The sequence below is a fragment of the Microbulbifer mixtoriginis (SeqCode) genome (assembly GCF_052468275.1).
This window is the reverse complement of record NZ_CP174341.1, coordinates 2,123,175-2,144,744: the sequence shown is the minus strand read 5'-3', so window position 1 is coordinate 2,144,744 and position 21,570 is coordinate 2,123,175. Positions and strand designations below refer to the sequence as shown.

General features: G+C 51.4%; 19 protein-coding genes. 3 read left to right on the top strand and 16 right to left on the bottom strand.

Annotated features, from left to right (window positions below; translation table 11 throughout):
- Positions 1 to 10: 10 nt before the first annotated feature.
- From trpB to leuC, 9 genes are all read right to left on the bottom strand, one after another.
- Entirely contained in the window at positions 11 to 1,234 is a 1,224-nt protein-coding gene (trpB, locus tag ACJJIC_RS09370) for a tryptophan synthase subunit beta (RefSeq protein WP_252085165.1), read from the bottom strand.
- A gap of 322 nt (positions 1,235 to 1,556) precedes the next feature.
- The gene (locus tag ACJJIC_RS09365; protein ID WP_445356810.1) at positions 1,557 to 2,168 is read right to left on the bottom strand and encodes a phosphoribosylanthranilate isomerase; all 612 of its coding nucleotides are present in this window, start codon (positions 2,166 to 2,168) and stop codon (positions 1,557 to 1,559) included.
- Between the two features lie 138 nt (positions 2,169 to 2,306).
- Entirely contained in the window at positions 2,307 to 3,200 is an 894-nt protein-coding gene (gene truA / locus ACJJIC_RS09360) for a tRNA pseudouridine(38-40) synthase TruA (RefSeq protein WP_444910149.1), read from the bottom strand.
- A 163-nt stretch (positions 3,201 to 3,363) separates the two neighbouring features.
- On the bottom strand, positions 3,364 to 6,792 hold the full coding sequence (locus ACJJIC_RS09355; protein WP_445356809.1) for a motility hub landmark protein FimV: 3,429 nt from the start codon (positions 6,790 to 6,792) through the stop codon (positions 3,364 to 3,366).
- A 197-nt stretch (positions 6,793 to 6,989) separates the two neighbouring features.
- Complete coding sequence (locus ACJJIC_RS09350; RefSeq protein ID WP_444910151.1) at positions 6,990 to 7,985, bottom strand: Asd/ArgC dimerization domain-containing protein; 996 nt, start codon at positions 7,983 to 7,985, stop codon at positions 6,990 to 6,992.
- A gap of 190 nt (positions 7,986 to 8,175) precedes the next feature.
- Positions 8,176 to 9,291: an aspartate-semialdehyde dehydrogenase gene (asd, locus tag ACJJIC_RS09345; RefSeq protein ID WP_445356808.1), complete on the bottom strand. Its 1,116-nt coding sequence runs from the start codon at positions 9,289 to 9,291 to the stop codon at positions 8,176 to 8,178.
- 87 nt (positions 9,292 to 9,378) lie between these two features.
- On the bottom strand, positions 9,379 to 10,437 hold the full coding sequence (gene leuB, locus ACJJIC_RS09340; protein ID WP_444888918.1) for a 3-isopropylmalate dehydrogenase: 1,059 nt from the start codon (positions 10,435 to 10,437) through the stop codon (positions 9,379 to 9,381).
- A gap of 30 nt (positions 10,438 to 10,467) precedes the next feature.
- A complete protein-coding gene (gene leuD, locus ACJJIC_RS09335; RefSeq protein ID WP_445356807.1) occupies positions 10,468 to 11,115 on the bottom strand; it encodes a 3-isopropylmalate dehydratase small subunit in 648 nt (215 codons plus the stop codon).
- Entirely contained in the window at positions 11,115 to 12,563 is a 1,449-nt protein-coding gene (gene leuC, locus ACJJIC_RS09330) for a 3-isopropylmalate dehydratase large subunit (RefSeq protein WP_444885613.1), read from the bottom strand. Before leuC ends, leuD begins: the two co-directional genes overlap by 1 nt.
- Before the next feature lie 154 nt (positions 12,564 to 12,717).
- Here leuC and ACJJIC_RS09325 point away from each other — a divergent pair, with 154 nt between their 5' ends.
- The 3 genes from ACJJIC_RS09325 (at position 12,718) to ACJJIC_RS09315 (ending at position 15,828) form a co-directional block, all read left to right on the top strand.
- Complete coding sequence (locus ACJJIC_RS09325; RefSeq protein ID WP_252085156.1) at positions 12,718 to 13,590, top strand: LysR family transcriptional regulator; 873 nt, start codon at positions 12,718 to 12,720, stop codon at positions 13,588 to 13,590.
- 210 nt (positions 13,591 to 13,800) lie between these two features.
- Positions 13,801 to 14,538 (top strand): TIGR04219 family outer membrane beta-barrel protein, encoded by a 738-nt coding sequence (locus ACJJIC_RS09320; RefSeq protein ID WP_444885614.1) that lies wholly within the window; start codon positions 13,801 to 13,803, stop codon positions 14,536 to 14,538.
- A 237-nt stretch (positions 14,539 to 14,775) separates the two neighbouring features.
- Positions 14,776 to 15,828, top strand: coding sequence for an NAD(P)H-dependent flavin oxidoreductase (locus ACJJIC_RS09315; RefSeq protein ID WP_444910154.1), 1,053 nt, complete (start codon positions 14,776 to 14,778; stop codon positions 15,826 to 15,828).
- 106 nt (positions 15,829 to 15,934) lie between these two features.
- Here ACJJIC_RS09315 and ACJJIC_RS09310 read toward each other — a convergent pair whose 3' ends face one another.
- The 7 genes from ACJJIC_RS09310 to ACJJIC_RS09280 all read right to left on the bottom strand — a co-directional run bounded on the left by ACJJIC_RS09310 (position 15,935) and on the right by ACJJIC_RS09280 (position 21,471).
- Positions 15,935 to 16,204: a VOC family protein gene (locus ACJJIC_RS09310; RefSeq protein WP_444910155.1), complete on the bottom strand. Its 270-nt coding sequence runs from the start codon at positions 16,202 to 16,204 to the stop codon at positions 15,935 to 15,937.
- Between the two features lie 146 nt (positions 16,205 to 16,350).
- The gene (locus ACJJIC_RS09305) at positions 16,351 to 17,094 is read right to left on the bottom strand and encodes a sporulation protein (protein ID WP_444910156.1); all 744 of its coding nucleotides are present in this window, start codon (positions 17,092 to 17,094) and stop codon (positions 16,351 to 16,353) included.
- Positions 17,095 to 17,278: 184 nt separating this feature from the next.
- Entirely contained in the window at positions 17,279 to 17,617 is a 339-nt protein-coding gene (locus ACJJIC_RS09300; RefSeq protein ID WP_444910157.1) for a hypothetical protein, read from the bottom strand.
- A gap of 171 nt (positions 17,618 to 17,788) precedes the next feature.
- The gene (locus tag ACJJIC_RS09295) at positions 17,789 to 18,160 is read right to left on the bottom strand and encodes a VOC family protein (RefSeq protein WP_444910158.1); all 372 of its coding nucleotides are present in this window, start codon (positions 18,158 to 18,160) and stop codon (positions 17,789 to 17,791) included.
- 377 nt (positions 18,161 to 18,537) lie between these two features.
- Positions 18,538 to 19,062 carry a P-loop NTPase family protein gene (locus tag ACJJIC_RS09290; RefSeq protein WP_444910159.1) on the bottom strand — a complete coding sequence of 175 codons (525 nt, stop codon included), beginning with the start codon at positions 19,060 to 19,062 and terminating at the stop codon, positions 18,538 to 18,540.
- 977 nt (positions 19,063 to 20,039) lie between these two features.
- Positions 20,040 to 20,315 (bottom strand): hypothetical protein, encoded by a 276-nt coding sequence (locus ACJJIC_RS09285; protein WP_445356806.1) that lies wholly within the window; start codon positions 20,313 to 20,315, stop codon positions 20,040 to 20,042.
- Positions 20,316 to 20,604: 289 nt separating this feature from the next.
- Positions 20,605 to 21,471 (bottom strand): hypothetical protein, encoded by an 867-nt coding sequence (locus tag ACJJIC_RS09280; protein ID WP_444910161.1) that lies wholly within the window; start codon positions 21,469 to 21,471, stop codon positions 20,605 to 20,607.
- Positions 21,472 to 21,570: the final 99 nt, after the last annotated feature.

The following is a 21,570-nucleotide window of genomic DNA, read 5'->3' as shown; positions in this document are numbered from 1 at the left end:
CAGAACGCCGCTAAACCTCAATGCCATCGATAGCGGCAACGGTGAAAATATCTTTGTCCCCCCGGCCGGAGAGGTTCACCACGATATTTTGCTCAGGCGCCATTTCAGCTGCGAGCTTCATCGCATAAGCAACCGCGTGGCTAGACTCCAACGCCGGCAGAATACCCTCGGTGCGGGTTAGGCGACGGAAGGCATCGAGCGCTTCTTTATCATCGGCGGTGACATACTCTACACGGCCGATATCTTTGAGCCAGGCGTGCTCAGGGCCAACACCGGGGTAATCGAGGCCCGCAGAAACGGAGTGGGTTTCGATAATCTGGCCGTCCTCATCTTCCATCAGGTAAGTGCGGTTGCCGTGCAGAACACCGGGAATACCATCGTTGAGTGGCGCCGCGTGCTTACCGGAGGCCAGGCCTTCACCGCCAGCTTCAACGCCAAACATCTTCACCTCTGAATCATTGAGGAATGGGTGGAACAGACCAATAGCATTGGAACCACCGCCGACACAGGCCACCAGGGCGTCGGGCAACTGACCAAAGCGCTCCAGACTCTGACGGCGCGCTTCGCGACCGATAATAGAATTGAAATCCCGCACCAATTGCGGATAGGGATGAGGGCCAGCCACTGTACCAATAATGTAAAAAGTATTATCGACATTCGTTACCCAGTCACGCATGGCCTCATTCATGGCGTCTTTGAGGGTCTTGGAGCCGGACTCCACCGGTACGACTTCGGCACCCAACAACTTCATGCGGTAGACATTGGGGGACTGGCGTTTGACATCTTCAGCGCCCATATAAACGGTGCACTGCAATCCCAAACGCGCGGCCACAGTAGCCGTGGCCACACCGTGCTGGCCTGCGCCGGTTTCGGCAATAACACGACTCTTACCACTGTGCTTTGCCAGCAACGCCTGGCCCACGGTGTTATTTACTTTGTGTGCACCGGTGTGATTAAGATCTTCGCGCTTAAGCCAGATTCGCGCACCGCCCGCCTGCTCAGTCAGTCGCTCAGCAAGATACAGCGGCGATGGCCTGCCTACGTAGTGCGCCAGATCGTGATCAAAGGCAGCGACAAAATCCGGATCATCTTTCAGGCGGCTATACATGGCCTGAAGCTCATCCAGTGCGCTGATCAGCGTCTCCGATACAAAGCGACCGCCGTAGGGACCAAAATGTCCGCTCGCATCCGGGAAGGTGGAAAAATCGATAGCACCTGGCTTACTCACACTCATACTCCGTGGGTCACGTGGTTTTTAAACTATTTGCCTATTTATTAATGCTTGAATAGTTCCTCCTGAACTATTCAAGCATCGCCAGAAAATACTGCCGCAGATGCGTGAATCTGCTGGTACTTACTGGCTCGCGCCGGCAATGCCGGCGGCGGCACTTCCCTGTGCCGCTTTCATCCTATGTAGCGATAGTTCCTCCTGAACTATTCAAGCATCGCCAGAAAATACTGGTGCAGATGCGTGGATCTGCTGGTATTTACTGGCTCGCGCCGATATTGCCGGCAGCGACACATTCTTGTGGCGCTAAAATATTCTGTCTCGCCAGCTAGTTGTTCTTGGCTGCACGAATAAAAGCACTCACTTTTTGCCGATCCTTGATACCCGGCGCCTGCTCTACGCCGCCGCTGACATCCACGCCCAGAGGCCGCGCTGCCGATATTGCTGCAGCAACATTATCCGCTGTCAGTCCACCGGCAAGCACTATGGACCGGCCGCTTTCCTGAGGAACCCTATCCCAGTCAAAAGTCTCACCGGTACCACCGGGAACACCAGGGCGATAGGCATCCAGTAAAAACCCGCGCGCTTTGGGGTGCTCCTGCATTGCTGCGACAACATCCAAGCCCTCCTTCATACGCAGGGCCTTGATATAGGGCCGGCGAAACTGTTCGCAGTAACGGGCAGCTTCCTCACCGTGAAATTGCAATAAATTAAGAGGAACCAACCCCAAAGTCAGGTCCACTTCACTCTGGGCAGCATCCACAAACAGGCCGGTCAGGGTAACAAAGGGAGGAACCGCCTCGGCAATCACTGCCGCAACCTGCGGATCGATATAGCGGGGACTCGCCTTGTAGAAAACCAATCCCAGTGCATCCGCACCGGCATCAATCGCCATCAGGGCATCTTCTACACGGGTGATGCCGCAAATTTTCACTTGCATCGCTTAACCTGGAGCCAGCCGAGCGGCCAACAAAAATGAGGGAACGCTGGATACTAGCAGATTGACACCGGGGGCGAAACGCGTGCTATTCAAGTGGCGTAGCAGCCTCACGGCTGCATGGGAAGCAAAAGCTAGCTGTTAAGGCTGTGCAAGTGAGCCGAGAGGCAGAGGCACCAGCAGAGGACCCGGATCACAGCTAGGCAACTGAAACTCCTTCGGGTATTGCACATCTACCAGATACAAACCAAATGGCGGCGCGGTAACTCCACCCGCGGAGCGGTCGCGCTTCTCCAGCACTTCTCCCACCCAACTCGAGCTGCGCTCACCCCGGCCCACCGCCATCAGCACACCGGTAATATTGCGCACCATATGATGCAAGAACGCATTGGCGCTCACTTCCAGCACGATCAGCTGGCCAACACGGGCAATATCCAAGCGGGTAATTTCCCGCACAGGGCTTTTAGCCTGACACTGGGAAGCGCGGAAACTGGTGAAATCCTGGCGGCCAATCAAGTGCTTCGCCCCCTCGCGCATGGCATCCAGATCCAGTGGATGCTGGGTCCAGGTCACCTCTGACGAGCTGTGCGCCGAGCGGGTCGGGGCGCTGTGAATCAGATAGCGATAAGTCCGCGCATGGGCGGAAAAACGCGCATGAAATTGCGCCGGCATCTCACGAGCCCAGCGCACACGCACAGAATCCGGTAACTTGGTATTCACCCCTTGAACCCAGGCGCGCTCCGGGCGCTGGGCATGGGTATCGAAATGAATCACCTGATTGGTGGCATGCACGCCGGCATCAGTGCGCCCAGCACAGACCAGGGTGACCGGCTCTGCCGCTATATTTGACAGGGCACGCTCCAGGTGGGCCTGCACAGTTTCCGCCGCTGACTTCTGCTTTTGAAAACCGTGTAACCGCGCACCGCAGTACTCAACTCCCAGCGCAATACGACGCAACCCCTCGGGCAGTTGCTCACCAGGGGGAACTTCGCCATTGGCCTTGTAAATATATTCGCGTTCAATTGCCTGCGTCATAACGGCAAAATTACTCTATTGATGCCACCTCAAAGTCGAGGAGAGCGTAAAAAAGCAAAATCCAACTATCTGGATACAAACCGGGGGAAACCGGGAATTCTCTGACAAAATAAAAAAACCTCGCATCCAGTGCGAGGTTTTTTCAGACGGAGTTGCGAAGCGCTTAAACCATGCGCTCCAACAACTCCTCAGCGCGACTCTTATGCTCGCCGCCGCCATCTTGGGCCACTTCTTTGAGAATATCCTTGGCGCCCTCTTTGTCACCCATATCCATATAGGCCTGGGCCAACTCCAGCTTGGTGCCCATCTCATCGCCGCCTTCGAGTAGGCTCAGTTCGGAGTTGAGATCATTCTCCAAATTGAAATCCAAGCCGGCAAATTCAGACTCGGTCTCCTGCTGCTGAGTGGCAACAGCCTCATCCGCTTGCTGCTGGGACTCTTGCTCAGGGAGTCCCTGCGCTTGGTCTGCCATAGCCTCCAACCCCAAGTCACTTTCGAGGTCCAGACCGGAAGACAGATCCCCATCGGTGGACTCGTCAATCAGGGCCAGCTCCTCCTCGAGAGAAAACTCTTCTTCCACTGAAGCCTCATCGAGAGACAGCTCCTCTCCAGTCGCTTCCAGAGAGGCCATATCAAAATCGAGATCCTCTTCCTGGGGCAGGCTATTGGGCACAGTCGTATCCGCTACAGCGGCGCCATCTTCACTCTGCAGAGACTCAGTAGAGGCAAGGTCCCCGGCAATATCATCGAGATTAATACTATCGAGGTCCAGTTCCCCATCGAGCTCTGAACCAATCATATCCAGGTCACTCTCGGAGAAAGTCTCCAGTGAGAGCTCATCTTCGCTACCCGCGCTGGACGTAATATCGAGATCAGCCTCCAGAGAGTCCAGCTCCTGGGTCTCAAGGCTCTCCTCAATTGCCAGGGCCTCATCGGCTTGGGGCTCTTGCGCGGCCTCTTCCATCATGGAGAGATCCAACTCGAAGTCCAGACCACCAATGGAACCACCGGACTTCGCCTTGTCAGCCGCCACTGCAGCCTCTTCAGGCTCCGCTACCAGCTCGTCGGCACCCACCTCATGGCTCTCAGCGCTATCCAGCGCCAGGGAATCAAGATCTAATTCTGAGGTATCGAAATCAATTGGCGCCAAGTCTGACGCATTCTCGGCGGCAACTTCCTCTACTGGCGAGTCTTGCAATGCCAATTCCGAAGTTTCACCTGTATTCAGATCGCCGAGATCCAACTCACCAAGATCGAGGTCGTCGAGGTTTAGTTCTTCATTATTGTTGGACGCCAGCTGGGAACCATCCTGCTCGCTGTCAAAAGCACCATCGAGATCCAAGTCATCAAGGTTGAACTCATTGTCCAGATCGAGGGATTCACCCGCCTCCAGCGCAGGTTCTGTAAAACTATCCTCCAAATCGAGAGACAGTTCTTCAGAGGCTAATTCGCCATCTGCTTTCTCACTATCCAGCTTCTCACCGTCCAAGGAGAGATCCAAGGTGAGGTCGTCAAGCAGTGAATTGTCGCCATTAAAATCGTCTATAGAGGACTGAGCCGGTTCTGCTGCGGAGAAATCCTGATCCAGTGCAGCACCGATATCATCCAGTTGCGCCGCTTCCAGAGACTCGCTGGAAAAATCCATCGCCGGGGCTTCAAAGTCTGGAGCATCTGCAATAGTTTCACGCAGGCGCGCGGCGCGGTCGGCCGCAGGGCCATCGCTGATAGCTAGCAATTGGATGTAGTGATCGTCGAACTTCTCAACGTCCTGATTGTGGGCGTAAACTTCCATCAGCATCAGGCGTGCATCTACCACCTGGGGATCTTTTTCCAGGCCCAGCAGCAATTTACTTTCTGCCTCTTCGTACTGCCCAAGGGACAGGTGAATCTCGGCCTCGGAGATGGGGTCATCGGTGCCCACATCACCTAGATCACCGAGGTCAAAAGCGTTATCGGCTTCCATGCTTTCTACGGCAGCCAATGTCTCATCAGCTTCAGCGGTCTCTTCCGGCATCACCTGCAGAGATTCCTCTGCGGCCAACTGCTGCTCCAGTTGCTGCTCTGCTTCCTGCTCAGCCTGGCGACGACGCCAAGTAAAGAAGCCAAACAGGCCCACCAGCAAACCCGCGGCACCGATGCCAATCAATTGCGCATTGTCGCCAAGCTTCTCCATCAGGCTGGGCTCGGGCTGGGTCTGAACAGACACTACGCGATTGCGCGACTGCGGTTCAGTTTCAGCGACTTGCGTATCATTCTGTTCTGTTGCGTCATCCAGAGACTCAGCGGCGAGGGACTCATCCAGCTGCGTCTCGTCACTTTCCAGCGTATTATCTGCCAGCTCAGTACTGTCAATATCACTGGTATCAAGGAGCGGATCAGACAATTCGGCTGCGGCTTGCACCGCAAGCATCTCCTCATTGGAAACCTCTACCAAGGCCTCCATGGTATCGATCTGCTCATCGAGTTCGGCGATACGCTCGCGCAGCTCGGTATTTTCCAGCTGCGATTTATCCAGCTCTTCCTCGGCCACGGTCAGATTGCCTTCCAGCGCCTCGCTGTCTTCTGCACCGCTTCCGGAACCCGAAATTACAGACTCATTGTCGCCGGGCGCAGTCAGGCTGACACGCCCCTCAACCTCATTGCTGACAATGCGTTCTTCCTCCACCGGGCGCGCATCCAGCGGCGCACCCGTGGCGACTTCCTCAACACTGCTGCGTTGGCGCCAGGAGTCATTCTGTTGGGCGACCTCTGAGATTGCCTCGGTGAGGCTCAGGCTGCGCAAATCATCACTGTTTGGCAGACGCAGCACAGCACCTTTTTTCAACAGGTTAATATTGCCGTTGATAAAAGCTTCCGGGTTCAGGCGCTGAATCGCCAACATAGTTTGCTGAACGGAAAAATCACGACTCACACGATTTTCCAGGGCGATCTCCCACAGGGTATCGGCAGAGGAAACCGGACCGTAAACTTGGCTGCTGTCGCTGCTATCTGTGGCAGCGCGCTGCGGCTGACGGCGCACAGGCTCGGGCTGTTGCGCCGCTGGTGTTTCTGCGGGCTGCTCCACTTCAGGCTGGGCAACCGGTTGCTGGGCAGGCTGTACCGGGCGCGGCGCGGGCCTCTGCACCTGGGTGTCGCGGCGTACCTGCTGGCGCTCGCGCTCAGCGGCGCGCACCGGCTGTTGGGCGCTGTTTGGTGAAAACGCCGGCAGGTCCATTAAAAGGGTGTATTCACGCAATAAGCGGCCACTGGGCCAGCGGGTTTCCACCAGGAAATTCAGGAAAGGCTCGCGGATTGGCTCGCGGCTGGTAATACGGACCACCGGCTTGCCACCAGAGTAATCCACATCAAAACGCAGTGAAGTGAGTAGGTAAGAGCGTTCCACACCTGCGCGGTCAAATTCATCCGGCCCCGCGAGGCGCACTTTGATCTCAGCATCGTCCAGGCCGCGGATTTGCAACAGGCCAATTTCCGCATCGAGTGGCTGATTAAGGGTGGAGTTGAGTTTGATCTCCCCCAGTCCGAGCGCCAGAGCCGCATTGCTTCCCAGTGCACCGACTAGACCAACTGCAAGTGCCAACTTACGCACACGCATATCCGATTCCCTTTATTGTTAGAATCTTCCCAGGGCATCTGAAAAGCGCGCCTTCAGAAAATCCCCATTACTGAACAGTAATCGTTCGACTATTTGACCGCCGTGCAGGCGGCCACCAACCTTGGCGATTATTTCGCCATTTGCAGCCGGACCAAAGTTAAGATAACACCTTCACTATGGCGGCTAAGTATTAAGTATCAGTAGTTTTTTAGCAACAAGTGAGCAATTTGTGCACAGTTCATTGCAACGTCTTTGCGCAGATTATCCGACACCGCACAAAGATTTATCTGACGCTTGCCCAAAAGGCTTTGGCGCAGGCGACCGATGATTGTCACGTCACTGCCCACAGCGTTTTCCGCCGAGGGTTGCTCTGCCAACTGAAGGCGCACACCATTGGCTAACAATGCGCGTATTTTTTCCAGGTCCACGTCTTCGCGTAAAACGATACCCAAATTGGCCAGTTGTCCGTGAAACACAGAAACGGTGTTAATGCTGGCATCCACCGCGACGTTATCGCCGAGCAAACGGCGCAAATCGTGTATCAACGTCAGTTCGCCGAGCGTGTGGCCACTGGCGAGCAGGGCTTCACTGGCACTGAGCTGATTAAACGCGAGGCGGTGCCCAATGGCCGAGTCGACTTCCGCTTCCTGACCACTGAACATACGCGCTGTCTGCGCCGCTGTGGCATCGATGGCGGCTTTACCCAGTGCGGAAACAGGCTGATTGAGTTGCACCTGTACACCCTGCAATTGTTCTGCCAGTGGAAATAGCGCTTCGGCTACCATGGCCGCACCGGCGCTGGGCAATGCCACCAGACGGCGCTCTGCGTTAGCCAGTTCCGCCGCATTGAATGCCGGATGGATCAGGGCAACGCTCTCATCGCCGCGGGTATTGTTGGCCGCATCCACCACCCAGGCGCCACTGTTTTCAGCGCTGGTCATCGCCGCGTTAATGGCATCGCTGGAGTCCAGCAAAATCACCACCTGCCCCTCGGCAAAAGCGAATTTTTCCAGGGCTTGTACAGAGATACTGCGATTGGCGAACACCTGCGGGTCCACTTCGCGCTCCTCGCTCTCCAGCAAACACAGCTGCTCGGCGGTAATAATTTCCCGCTCCTCCAGGATTTCAAGCAGAGGGGCAAAGGCGGCGTTATCAACACCGACGATGACCAATTCGCGGGCGGCTTCGGACATGGCTATTCACTTCGTTGAGTTGGAAAGGAAAAATGAGGGGGCGATTATACCCGTGGGGAAAAATCGAAAAAGCCGCTATGACAACCAGTAGCGGCTTTTTACTTGATGGGGTTCACAGCTTGGCAAAATGTCCTCTATTAACAAGTGCTGCAATAAGCGCCTCCAGATAACTTATACCAAACTGTACCAGTTACAGCTTACCCAGCAAAATCAGCAATATACGGCGCAGCGGTTCTGCCGCCCCCCAGAGTAATTGATCGCCCACAGTAAAGGCATTCAGGTACTCTGGGCCCATGCTTAACTTGCGCAGGCGCCCCACCGGAATATCCAGCTTGCCGGTAACCGCCGTAGGCGTCAGTTGTTGCAAAGTGGCTTCACGCTCATTGGGTACTACATTGACCCAATCGTTAGCACTGTCCAGCAACTGCTCGATTTCTACCAGCGGCAAATCCTTTTTCAGCTTCACGGTAAAGGCCTGGCTATGGCAGCGCATTGCGCCGATACGCACACAGGTGCCATCTACTGGAATTGGGCTCTGGGTTTGCAGAATCTTGTTGGCTTCCACCTGGGCCTTCCACTCCTCACGGCTCTGGCCATTCTCCAACTGAGTATCAATCCAGGGCAACAGGCTGCCGGCCAGAGGCGCGCCAAATTGCGCAGTGGGGAAATCTGCCGAACGCATGTCCGCAACCACCTTGCGATCGATATCCAAAATGGCGCTGGCAGGGTTTTCCAGCTCTGCTGCCACGCCGTCGCGGATCGCACCCATCTGTGTAATCAGCTCACGCATATTCTTGGCGCCGGCACCGCTGGCGGCCTGGTAGGTCATGGCACTCACCCACTCCACCAGACCGGCCTTGAACAGTCCGCCCAGAGCCATCAGCATCAGACTGACAGTGCAGTTGCCGCCGATAAAATTCTTCTGCCCGACAGCAATTGCGCGGTCGATCACATCGCGGTTGACCGGGTCCAGTACGATTACCGCGTCTTCCTGCATACGCAAGCTGGATGCCGCATCGATCCAATAGCCCTGCCAGCCGGCCTCGCGCAGGCGAGGGAAAACCTCTTTGGTGTAATCACCGCCCTGGCAACTGACAATGGCATCCAGCCCTGCCAGCGCATCAATATCGTAGGCATCTCCAAGTGGCGGCAGATCGCGGCCAATATCCGGCGCCTTGCCGCCAGCATTAGAGGTGGAGAAGAAAATCGGTTCAGCGATATGCGCAAAGTCGTCCTCGGCGCTCATGCGTTCCAGTAATGCCGAGCCGACCATTCCACGCCAGCCGATAAAACCTATTTTCTGCATTGCTTTGTCCTGTTAGTGATGTGATCAGCGTGCGCCACCGAGAAAGCGGCGCGATAGTAAAAAAGGTAAATGTGTGACGCCACGCGCTTACAGCGCGGCGACAACAGCGGCACCCATCTCCGCCGTGGAAACATTACGGCAACCTTCTGTGTAAATATCAGCAGTGCGCAGCCCCTGTTCCAGTACCTCACTTACCGCAGCCTCAATGGCATCCGCCGCCTCCCCCATATTCAGGGAATAACGCAACATCATCGCCGCAGACAGGATAGTGGCCAGGGGGTTGGCAATGCCCTGCCCGGCAATATCCGGGGCGGAGCCATGACAGGGCTCATACAGACCAAAACCATTTTCGTTCAGAGAGGCAGACGGCAGCATCCCGATAGAACCGGTGAGCATGGCAGCGGCATCGGAGAGGATATCGCCGAACATATTGCCGGTTACCATCACATCGAACTGCTTGGGAGCACGCACCAACTGCATCGCGGCGTTGTCAACGTACATATGCGACAGCTCCACATCCGGATACTCCGGCGCCAGGCGGTCCAGCACTTCGCGCCAGAGCACGGTGACTTCCAATACATTCGCTTTATCGACGGAGCAGAGCTTGCCATTGCGCTTTTGCGCCGCTTCAAATGCGGAGCGCGCGATACGCTCGATTTCCGATTCGCTGTACACGTAGGTGTTGTAACCCTGGCGCTCACCATTTTCCAGGGTGCGAATTCCGCGGGGTTCACCAAAATAAATTCCACCGGTGAGTTCGCGCACAATCAGAATATCCAGCCCAGCCACCACTTCGGGCTTGAGCGAAGAGGCGTCGGCCAGTTGCGGATAGAGAATGGCCGGGCGCAGATTGGCATAGAGGCCGAGCCCGCTGCGAATTTTCAGCAACCCCTTTTCCGGACGAATTTCACGCGCCAGGGTATCCCACTGGGGCCCACCGACAGCGCCGAGCAATACCGCATCACATTCGCCTGCGGCCTTGAGCGTTTCGTCGGTTAGGGGCTCGCCATGCGCATCGATGGAGGCACCACCAATCAGACCCTGCTCAAAACTAAGGCCCAAATGGTATTTACCGGATACGACCTCCAGCACTGCCATGGCCTGTTCAACAATTTCCGGGCCAATGCCGTCACCCGGCAAAATCATCACTTTCTTTGTCACAGGAGTTTCCTTTAATTATTGAACCGCATCGAAAAGCCACGGGGCTTTTTCACGTCGGGCCGACTCATAAGAGCGGATATCATCAGCGTGCTCCAGGGTCAGGCCGATATGATCGAGGCCATTGATCAGGCAGTGCTTGTGGAAGGCATCTACCTCAAAGGCAATCGCCTCACCACAGGGCTTATGTATATGCTGCTGCTCAAGATCGACCGTAAGCGTGTAACCTTCCTGCGCGTGAGTTTCCTCGAACAGGCGGTGCACGACTTCTTCTGGCAAAACGATTGGCAGCAACCCATTTTTAAAGCAGTTGTTAAAGAAAATATCGGCAAAACTGGGTGCAATGATTGCACGAAAACCGTGGTCTTCCAGCGCCCAGGGGGCGTGCTCACGGCTGGAGCCGCAGCCAAAATTTTCCCGCGCCAGCAGCACCGAGCCACCCTCATAACGGGGGAAGTTCAGGGGGAAATCCGGGTTGATCGGGCGGTTCGAGCAGTCCTGGCCGGGAAAACCTTCATCCAGATAGCGCAATTCATCAAACAGATTGGGGCCAAAGCCAGTGCGCTTGATGGACTTCAGAAACTGCTTGGGAATAATCAGATCTGTATCGACATTGGCGCGATCCATAGGCACCACGATGCCCTGGTGCTGGGTAAATGCTCTCATCAGGCCATCTCCTCTTGCGCTTGCACTGGTGCCATCTCACGCACATCAACAAAGTGTCCGGCAATCGCCGCCGCAGCTGCCATCGCTGGGCTAACCAGATGCGTGCGACCGCCGTAACCCTGACGCCCTTCAAAGTTGCGGTTGGAAGTGGAGGCGCAGTGCTCTCCAGCTCCTAATTTGTCCGCATTCATTGCCAGACACATAGAACAGGAGGGCTCGCGCCACTCGAAACCGGCTTCGACAAAAATTTCGTGCAGCCCCTCGCGCTCCGCCTGGGCCTTGACCGCCTGGGAGCCCGGTACAATCAATACCTGCTTAACACTGTCGGCCTTGCTGCGGCCCTTGGCTACAGCGGCTGCTGCGCGCAGGTCTTCAATACGGGAATTGGTACAGGAGCCGATAAAGACGCGGTCGAGGCGAATATCACTGATCTTCTGCCCGGCACTCAGCCCCATATACTCTAAAGCTCTCAGCATGCCGGTACTCTTGGTGGCATCGGTTTCGGCGGCGGGGTCCGGCACACTGGCGCTGATGGGCACAACCATTTCCGGCGAAGTCCCCCAGCTCACCTGGGGCTCAATTTCCTCACCTTGTAGTACTACAACCTGATCAAAATCCGCATCGTCATCGGAGTGCAGATGACGCCAGGCCTCAACTGCCCGATTCCACTGTTCGCCTTTTGGCGCGTAGGGCTTGCCTTTCACGTAATCGAGGGTGATCTGGTCTACCGCCACCATGCCCGCGCGGGCACCGGCTTCGATAGCCATATTGCACACGGTCATGCGACCTTCCATGGACATCTTGCGGATGACTTCGCCACCGAACTCAATGGCATAGCCGGTACCACCGGCAGTACCGATCTTGCCGATAATTGCCAGTACCACATCTTTGGCAGTAACACCGGGAAGCAGAGTCCCATCCACACGCACCAGCATATTCTTCATCTTGCGCTGGATCAGGCACTGGGTGGCCATTACATGCTCCACCTCTGAGGTGCCAATACCGTGGGCCAAAGCCCCCAGAGCACCATGGGTGGAGGTGTGGGAATCACCGCATACAACCGTCATTCCCGGTAGAGTGGCGCCGGTTTCCGGGCCAATCACATGCACAATACCCTGCCCCGGCTCGTTAATACCGAACTGCACCACGTCGAAATCCCGGCAGTTCTCATCCAGGGTCTGCACCTGAATACGGGAGATATCATCGCGGATACCACTGACACCGGCGGCGCGTTCAGCGCTTTCGGATGGCACATTGTGATCAGGAGTAGCGACCAGGGAGTCCCTGCGCCAGGGTTTGCGGCCAGCCAGACGCAGCCCTTCAAAGGCCTGGGGGGAAGTCACCTCATGAATCAGATGACGGTCGATATATATCAGTGCGGAGCCATCGTCACGGGTCTTGATCAGGTGGTCCTGCCAGAGTTTGTCGTAGAGTGTTTGCCCTGCCACAGCCGTTCCTCTCAATAATTGTGACCCCGAGTCTAACTAGGCCTGGAAAATAACACCAATTTATATTTATTATTCAATCTATTCCTTTATGGAATTTGAACTTTACTCTGAGGCGCTTCCGTGGCCAGAGTTCCCTTATTAGGAGGTATACCCATTGGAAATTCAGTGGTTGAGGGCATTTCTGGCAATTGCCGAGCAGGGCTCGGTATCCGGGGCTGCAGAACAGCTGCACCTGACCCAGCCCGCGGCTAGTAAGCGCCTCGCAGCCCTGGAGCAGCAGTTGCAGGCCCCGCTGTTTGACCGCATCGGCCGGCGCCTGCAACTAACCGATGCCGGGCGCGCCCTACTGCCCCGCGCTCGCCATATCCTCAACGAAATCAGCGATACCGAGCAGGAGTTGCGCGCCCTTGGCAATAATGTCAGCGGCAGCCTGCGTATCGCCACCAGCCACCATGTGGGCCTGCACCATCTGCCGCCAGTGCTGAAGGAATTCAGCAATCGCTACCCACAGGTTGCCCTGGATATCGACTTTGTAGATTCTGAGCAGGCCTACGAAGCCCTAATGGCCGCCAAGTACGAACTGGCCGTAGTTACCCTGGCCCTCAAGGATTACCCCCACCTAAACGCACAAGTCATCTGGCCAGACCCTTGTGTGGTAGTGGCTGCACCCGGCCACCCACTCACCAGAATCCCTGAGCTGGAACTGGCTGACCTAGCCAACTACCCCGCGATCTTGCCGGATCTCAACACCTATACCGGGCGGCTGATCAAGCGGGAGTTCGACGCCTTGGGCTTAAAGCTCACCGCCAAGCTCGCCACCAATTTTTTGGAGACGATCAAAATGATGGCCTGTGTCGGACTGGGCTGGAGCGTTTTACCCCAAACCTTGGTGGATGAGAGTTTGGCGGTATTACCGGTAAAAAAATTGCAGGTCCTGCGTAACCTCGGCGTAATCAGCCATCGTGGCCGCACGCTCAGCAATGCTGCCAGCGCACTGCAGCAGATGCTTTTTGAAGCAAACCCGTGAATTTCTATTTGGCAATTGGTTGATCGAGATTCCTTCTAAATTCATGCCACTTTTCTGACATGACTTCACACTTTTTCAAGGAAACAGAAACATCTTATAAACGTCAGTTCGCTCTATTGGCCGACAAATTTGTAAAAATGTGCAACTTACAGCAACAGAAAAAAAATAACCCTGTACACTCCGCGACAAATTTATCACGGAGAGAAGCTCATGAAGAAATCTGCTATTGCACTGTGCGCCCTTCTCGGCAGCGCTACCGCCAACGCGGATACAGTTCTCGGTTTTGATGCCAGCATCGGTGCCTGGCTGCCAAATTACAACGGGGATATTGGTAAAGATGATTTCAATGTAGATGAGCTTTCCCTCAGCGAGGACCACATCACCTTTATCCAGGCCGCACTGGAGCACCCGATCCCCTTAGTACCCAATATCATGCTTGCACACAGCAATATTGATACCGATGGCAGCGCTGAACTGCAAAGCACTGTGACTTTCGACGATGAAACCTTCCAGATCGGCGCAACCATCAACACCGATCTCGACCTCACCCATACCGACGCCACCTTCTACTACGAAATTCTGGATAACTGGGTAAATCTGGACTTGGGAATTACCGCGCGTAAGTATGACGGTGAGTTTACCGCCATTAGTGAAGACCGCGCCGAAAATATCCAGCTAACTGGCTACCTGCCAATGGCTTACGGAATGGCCCGGTTTGACTTGCCATTTAGCGGCTGGTCCATTATTGCTCAGGGCAATGGCACAGCTTATCGCGGCGATACTCTCACAGATTTCACTGCAAAAGTTCGCTGGGATTTCGTACCTGCTGTGGACCTGGCGATTGAAGCCGGCTACCGCGTAATGACCTTAAATCTGGATGAGCTGGATGATCTGCAAAGCGATATTGAAATCAAAGGGGCCTATATTGGTCTCAACCTGCACCTGTAAGCCCAAGCCCTGAATCATTCACATCGATTCGCAAATTACTTCCGGCACGCTATAGCTAGCGCGCCGGAATTCCCCTAAGGTGGGTTCATCATTTCGCCCCTTGAGATACCGCAATGCGAAGCACGAACCTCTCTCAACATCACCGCTTAATATCCCGCTAGGTATTCCTGAGGGCCGCAGAAACACAGTAAACTCTCCAGAGTTTCCTTTGAGCATGAACAGCGAGGCGAGCGGGCAGTGCAACCTTTTCTGCAAACACTAGGAATTTCCCACCCCATTCTTCAAGCACCAATGGCCGGTGTATCTACCCCTGAATTGGCTGCGGCCGTCTCCAATGCGGGCGGACTCGGCGCCATCGGGCTCGGCCCCTACTCCCCGCAAAAAGCCGCCGAAAAAATCCAACAAACCCGTGCACTTACTCAGCACCCTTTCAACGTCAACGTCTTTTGTCATCAACCTGCAGTTGCAGATGCCCAACGCGAGGACACCTGGCTCAATTTCCTGGCTCCGTATTTCTCAGAATTAGAGACAACACCTCCACAAACATTACACGAGCCCTACCCAAGCTTTCTTGGCAACCGCGAGATGCTTGAGATGCTCCTGCAGGAAAAGCCCGCCGTGGTAAGCTTTCATTTCGGATTACCCGATCAAGCCACAATCAATGCTTTAAAAAATGCTGGTATCATCCTGATTGCCACCGTTACAACCCCAGAGGAAGCAATATCCGCAGAAGAAGCGGGAATGGATGCCTTAATTGCTCAAGGTATAGAAGCCGGTGGCCATAGAGGGGTGTTTGTACCTGAGGAAGACCGGGAAATAGGTACACTCGCTTTGGTTCGCCTGCTTTGCTGCCAAAGCAACCTGCCTATTATTGCTGCAGGAGGCATTATGGATGGAGCCGGAATACATGCGGCTCTTTCCCTGGGCGCCAGTGCTGTGCAAATGGGAACCGCATTTATACTTTGCCCAGAGTCCGCCGCTGACGAAAACTACCGAAAAGCACTTAAAAGTGAGCACGCCCATAACACTGCTGTTACTGCGAATATCTCTGGGCGCCCTGCTCGCGGTATCTCCAACCGCTTTTACACTGATCTAAACCACAACGCCCCGACAAGACCTGACTACCCAATCTGCTACAGTGCTGGCAAAGCGCTCGCCAACGCTTCAAGTACAGCAGACAGTGATAGCTTTGCCGTGCAATGGGCCGGCCAGGGAGCCCCTCTATGCCGGGCACTACCCGCAGCAGAGCTGATTACTACCCTGGTGGCCGAACTGGAAGCCACAAAATAAGCTGAAGGGCATCAGCGGGAAAAGATCGCTATCTTATTTCCATCCAGATCGTGGAAATAAGCCCCTCAAAAGACTCCAGGGTCTCTATGGCCAAGTTCACCTTCGCTCACAGCACCCAAGCTAAGAGCCATAAAATACGATCAACCTCCTTTTTATTTTCGGCTTTAAGAGCAACCATAGTGCCATCACCAAAGTTGGCAGACTCATTATTGAGCGGCACAGTGAGCGCGAGTTTCGTAGAGGCGTTGAGAAATTCCCAAAAGACCACTCTACCAGACGCATAAATTTCCTTACCCCCAAGTAAGCTAATTAACCGACCATAAAAACTGCGAGCCTGCTCCAGGTTATTGGCACCAAGTGAAATATGTGAAATCACTACAATCACTCCTGTTTAGGGTAATTGACGTAAGATATTGTTTTTAGGAGCAGCGAATCAAAATATAGCCGGGCTATTACCCGGCAACATTTGGTTTATTGTTGGTCATCTGAGGCTATCACCCGAAAGTTACATAACAATCGAGGTCAGCGGGAGAGAATTGCCCCAACCGCAGTTTGAACCTCATTATCACTGGCATTGATACCGAGGCAGAAAGACCGATATTCATCACCGCTCCCGCCAAATCTACGGTCAATCTCGGCCAGGCAATGCACCATTTCACCATCCAAAATAAATGAAAGCTCTATTTCCTTCGCCCCGAAGAAGCCACCACCCTTAAATTCAATTTCTTGGTAGCACCCAGATTTAGAAGAAAAAGCGCCGCCATTCAAATAGCCCTTTTCAACATCTGTCTTCACCAAATCAAAGCCTTCGCCCTCAATCATTGCAATAATAGACTGCACCACCGGCAAGGGCTTTATTTCCAGATAATCTCGATCCTTAGGATCAATGGCAAAATCAATATCCAATGCCGTTTCCAACCAAACCCGACACTGATTCTTTCTCGCCACCAATGCAGTGATGGGTGTCTCATCGTTTAGTTTGAATTCAAAGGGAATCTCTCTACCCTCACCGGCACCAATGGTAAATGGCTCCATAATTCTTACAGCGCTCAAAATCATGTTGACATAGCTAGTACCATTGTCATTTTCAACTTTCACTTCGGTACAAAGCTTTAAGTTAATAGCTTCAATCGCCTGTTCAGTATCACCCCCCTGAACATGGACATTCCCCGTGATTAGCCCTCCCTGAAATACACTCGCGCTTTCCAGTACCGTATCAACCTTAGCCGCACCAATTCCCAGAGAGGCCTTTAACTTCTGCAACATAATTTCTACCAACAATTAAAACTCATCAACCAATACTAAACACAGTACCTACGATAAAACAAGCAGGATCACACAGGTGGAGCACAGCGGCAGAAAAAGTCTTCCTTATCCTAATAAGGATTACTCTGCATATTCACTTAAATAAATAACCTTTCAAATAAGAATAGAAACCAATGAAAAACTATCATCTACGAATAAAACCGATCATCAGATAAAATAAACTATCAACAACTATCACAACCAAGAAAACGAAAAAGCCATATAAAAATGACCGCCCCCAAGATAAATCAAACTGCAGACGCAACATAAATAAGGGCACGATAAAATACAAAAGCGCTAGCGGAATCAAAAAACGCTTGTCAACTCCAATTATTCCAGCTCCAATATTGGCCAATAAGATCAGTAGTGCTGGCACAAGAACAAAAGCTATAGATGCAAACCCATCCAACCCTCGATTTTTACCCCGCTCAAGGAACTTTAACAAGATAAAAACCACACCTGCCGATATTAATGCTTGAAGCATAAACTTCTCCACCTATGTATTTGAAAGCAGCATATTGATTGGCTCTTAGCCCACCACAATAAACCCCAATATACATTCGAAAAAATCACTACGGACAATAAAAGCGCAGGTAAATCTTTCACATATATGGACAGTGTATTGAGTTCACATTAACCCCACAAACAGTAGCATTTAGTCCGCAGAAGATACACGGATAACATGACCATCAGGATCCTTAACCAAGAAGGTCTCACCAAAGACATCTGTATATAAGTCTTTATATATATTTATCCCAGCATCAGCCTTCCACTCTTTATAAAGCTCTTTCACTTCGTTATCAGTCTCAAGATTAATACCAATCTCTGCAAATCTTGGTGACTCATGCTCTGGAGACTCGCCACCTGACCAAATAGCAAAATCCGCAACCCCATCAACCTTAAAAACTACATATCTAGGGCTTACAAAGTAGGGTTCAAAATTAAATAAATTCTGATAGAATTCAGTGGAGTGCTGTATATCCGAAACATAAATTAGCTGTAAATTGGGCTTCCTGATCTTTATCATGAATACACACCTTTAGTTGTGATTTCAAAACATCCGAAATAAACATGTGGCAGACAATTCTGTATTAAGCGTACTATAAATACAATGTATACTCTATCTGGAATTATATAGAAATCACATAAAAAAGGGCTCGTTAAATCAACATTTATAAAACATAAGTTAAGATTCAGAAAATCCAAGCAATCGTTTTCATTAATTTTATAGGTTTCATCACTTTAAAATTCGAAAACTGATAAATGAATACTCTCACTGACAACCTCAGGCCTACCCACAGATGTCGCTTCAAACTCAACCAGAAGCCTACTGAAGGAAAAAATTTTTGATACTTTCAGAGAATCCGGATATAGATATTTTTGTACCACATTACTAAATGTGATTTATTGCACATTTTTCTCAACGAAGCTATTCAACTCAGAAATCGATCGAATAACATACAACTTTTTATTTTCCGATAGTTTTTTCAACCCTTGTAAAAATCTATCATTCCAAAATTTTGGACAGAACCTTAATATTTTGTAACTCTCAAGCGTTCCCTTTAAAATGGAACTCCCATTAGGCCAGCCTTCTGGTTTCTTAAACAATCCTGTAAAGAGCCGCTTCGTCACTAACCAATAGGTAACAAAGTAAGGTAAATCTATATAGATAAGCGTATCGGCTTCGCTTAAGCGCCTATAAAAAGAATCCAGTGAGCTTATTGGCCCAAAGCCTTCAATAATCCACTCTTCTGAAGCGAGAATATTCACGTGAGTATCTTCATAGCTATGAAGATCTACCTCTTGACCACTCTGCTGATATAAAATGGAATCCAAAGCATACAATTTTATACCGGTTACTGACGCTAGCTTTTTACCTAAAGTAGATTTCCCATTAGCTGGCTTACCAAAGATTGCTATTTTTTTCATTCCAGTTCCTTCATCTAGTGCAACCCCCAGAGGCAGAAACGAAAAACCCGCCTCTTTGGCGGGTTTGATAAATTAGTAACACATCAACAATCCCACCATTCTTATGGAATGATAAGAATAATTCGAGCAGTTGGTTGCGTTGAAATTGTATTCATTTACTCATCTTGATTTAAGCATCACTCAATGTCAACCGCTTACTTGACAAAAAATTCAAATATATAAAACCCATAAGATGGAAGGGAGCTAATGGTTACGTGTCACAACCTCGGCAGAACACTCTAGTATCGCAATTTATCCGGCAGTGCTCGAAGAGGAAGACCCTTAACTAAACAATCGTACCTTTATTAAGGTACGTAGTGACTTCACTGGACTGCTCATTGGTCACCTCGCCTCTAAGCATTGGAGATGCCTACCCATAAACTGAAAGAAAAACAATCGATACAAGCAGCGCTAGTGATTTCATAGCTTATATAGAGCTTATAAAAAACTACTCAACAAAACCCTTAACCAATCAGTTATCTTCCTTCTACAATCCAAGTAAAAAGCTCAGATCATCTCACTGGATCAAATTTGAGTATTCAAAGCTCGTACCACACCTATCAAACAGGTGAAACGTAAAATCAAAGACTTAAGATTGTAATCTACCCTTCGAAGTTGATCGTAACTATGAAAGCTTGACTTCAATAAAAGTTTTAGTTTCAAGTTAGGCATGTAGAAGATATAGAATCCCCAATTTACCAAAGAAAACTATCCATTAATAGATTTCTACAGCTTTAATCCTAAAGCACCTACGTCAAAACCTGAATGAAACAAAAATTTTGATGTCGAGTACCTTTACCTATTATGCCCTCTCGCTAAACACTAATTTTAGGGCAAGTGCAGTAAATCCTCCCGCAAACACTTTCTGAAAAACTAAACTTACCTTTTCGGAACACACTATAAGCGCACTAAAAACACTAGAAGCTGTTTCATAACTTCTAATGAAAATTACCCAACGAAAAACTCTTGTCAGCGTTTGAAATCCAAGACATGACTGATTGTAGGTCCCCTTCATCAATCGCCTTTGTAAATTGCTGCTTTATGAACTCATTGCTTGACCTAACAGACCTAGAAGATGACTCAATCGTATCAATGCACACAGTAACTACTTGAGACTCATGATAATGATACAAGGCAAAAGTATAGATATTTAATTCTCTAGCCTTGGCCTTCCGAAGCCCTTCGAAAATCACTTCATTAAACTCTTCTTTCACAGATTACCTACTGACTTAGAAAAGCATAACACCTTAATCAGCCGCCATCGGAGTTGTGTCGCTTAGTGCTTTCTTCATGCCATAAGACACCTCCATACCAGTTAGGTGGAGGTATGTGTAAAAGCGGGTTAGATTCCGAACCAAATAGAATCATTTGTTATATCCCCCCTTCATCACCGCCCACTTTAAAAAATTAATCACGGAAAATTTTTTAACAGATATTAATCACTAATAAGAGGTATTTATAAAGGGAAACCAAGCTCAGCGCAGAAACAAAAAACTATTCTATTTACCAGCGCCAAGTCACCGCCAGATAGGGTCCATGCTGGGTAATATCATAGGCAAAGCGACCATCAGAAAGTCGATCGGAATAATTAATACTGTAATATTGGTAGCCCAGGCGCAATGAGGCGGTTTTCCAGGCGCGCCAGTCTAATCCTGCCAATAGATTCCACTGCAAATCATCACCGCCAGCTCCAAAACCGCCGATTTCGGTACGCGCCCCCAGGGTCAGGCAGTCATTCACAGCAAAACCCATACGGGTACCAATAGTCGGCTCCCACCAACTTTTGCGGCCGCCCAAACGATTTTGGATTTCTGGCATTCTGCCGATATCAATACCCACGCGGGCTTTCACTTCCTGCCTCAGGCGATTCCAACGTACACCCACGCCTATATCCCAAAAATAGCGCCGCTCGCTTTCGCCAAAATGGCCTTGCAGTACCCGGTAAGCGCCAAATGCAGCCACCCACGCCTGATGAACATCCACATTCACATCGATATCAACATCTATATCCAACTGGGGGTTTCGGGGTGGCGCAATCGTTGTGCCCTCATTTAAATTGAGGTGTACATAATAGAGGTCCGAAACCAGGCCAAAGCGTCCTCTCCAAGCTTCCAGACGTACAGAAAAAGCCGCATTCAGGAGCTCTAGGGTTTTTCTTAAGTTCAGATCTACATCCACAGTGGTATCCGCCACTGTGGCCTTTCCTTTGGTGCGAAGTGGCAGAAAAATGTAGGGGGTGGCCGCAAAGCGCCAGTCATCTACGGTTGTCGCAGGGGGGCGGCTCTGAGGCGCATATTGGGCTGAAATTGCATACGAAAAAAAAAGCGCTATTAACCCAGAAATAATTGCCACCGCCCTTATTACTGACAAGAGCATCTCCATTTAATGGTTTTACCGAGGTTCAATCTCAATAAGCATCCATTAAGAATAGATAGCGATAGCCAGGCGGGGAATTGACCGAAGGGAAAG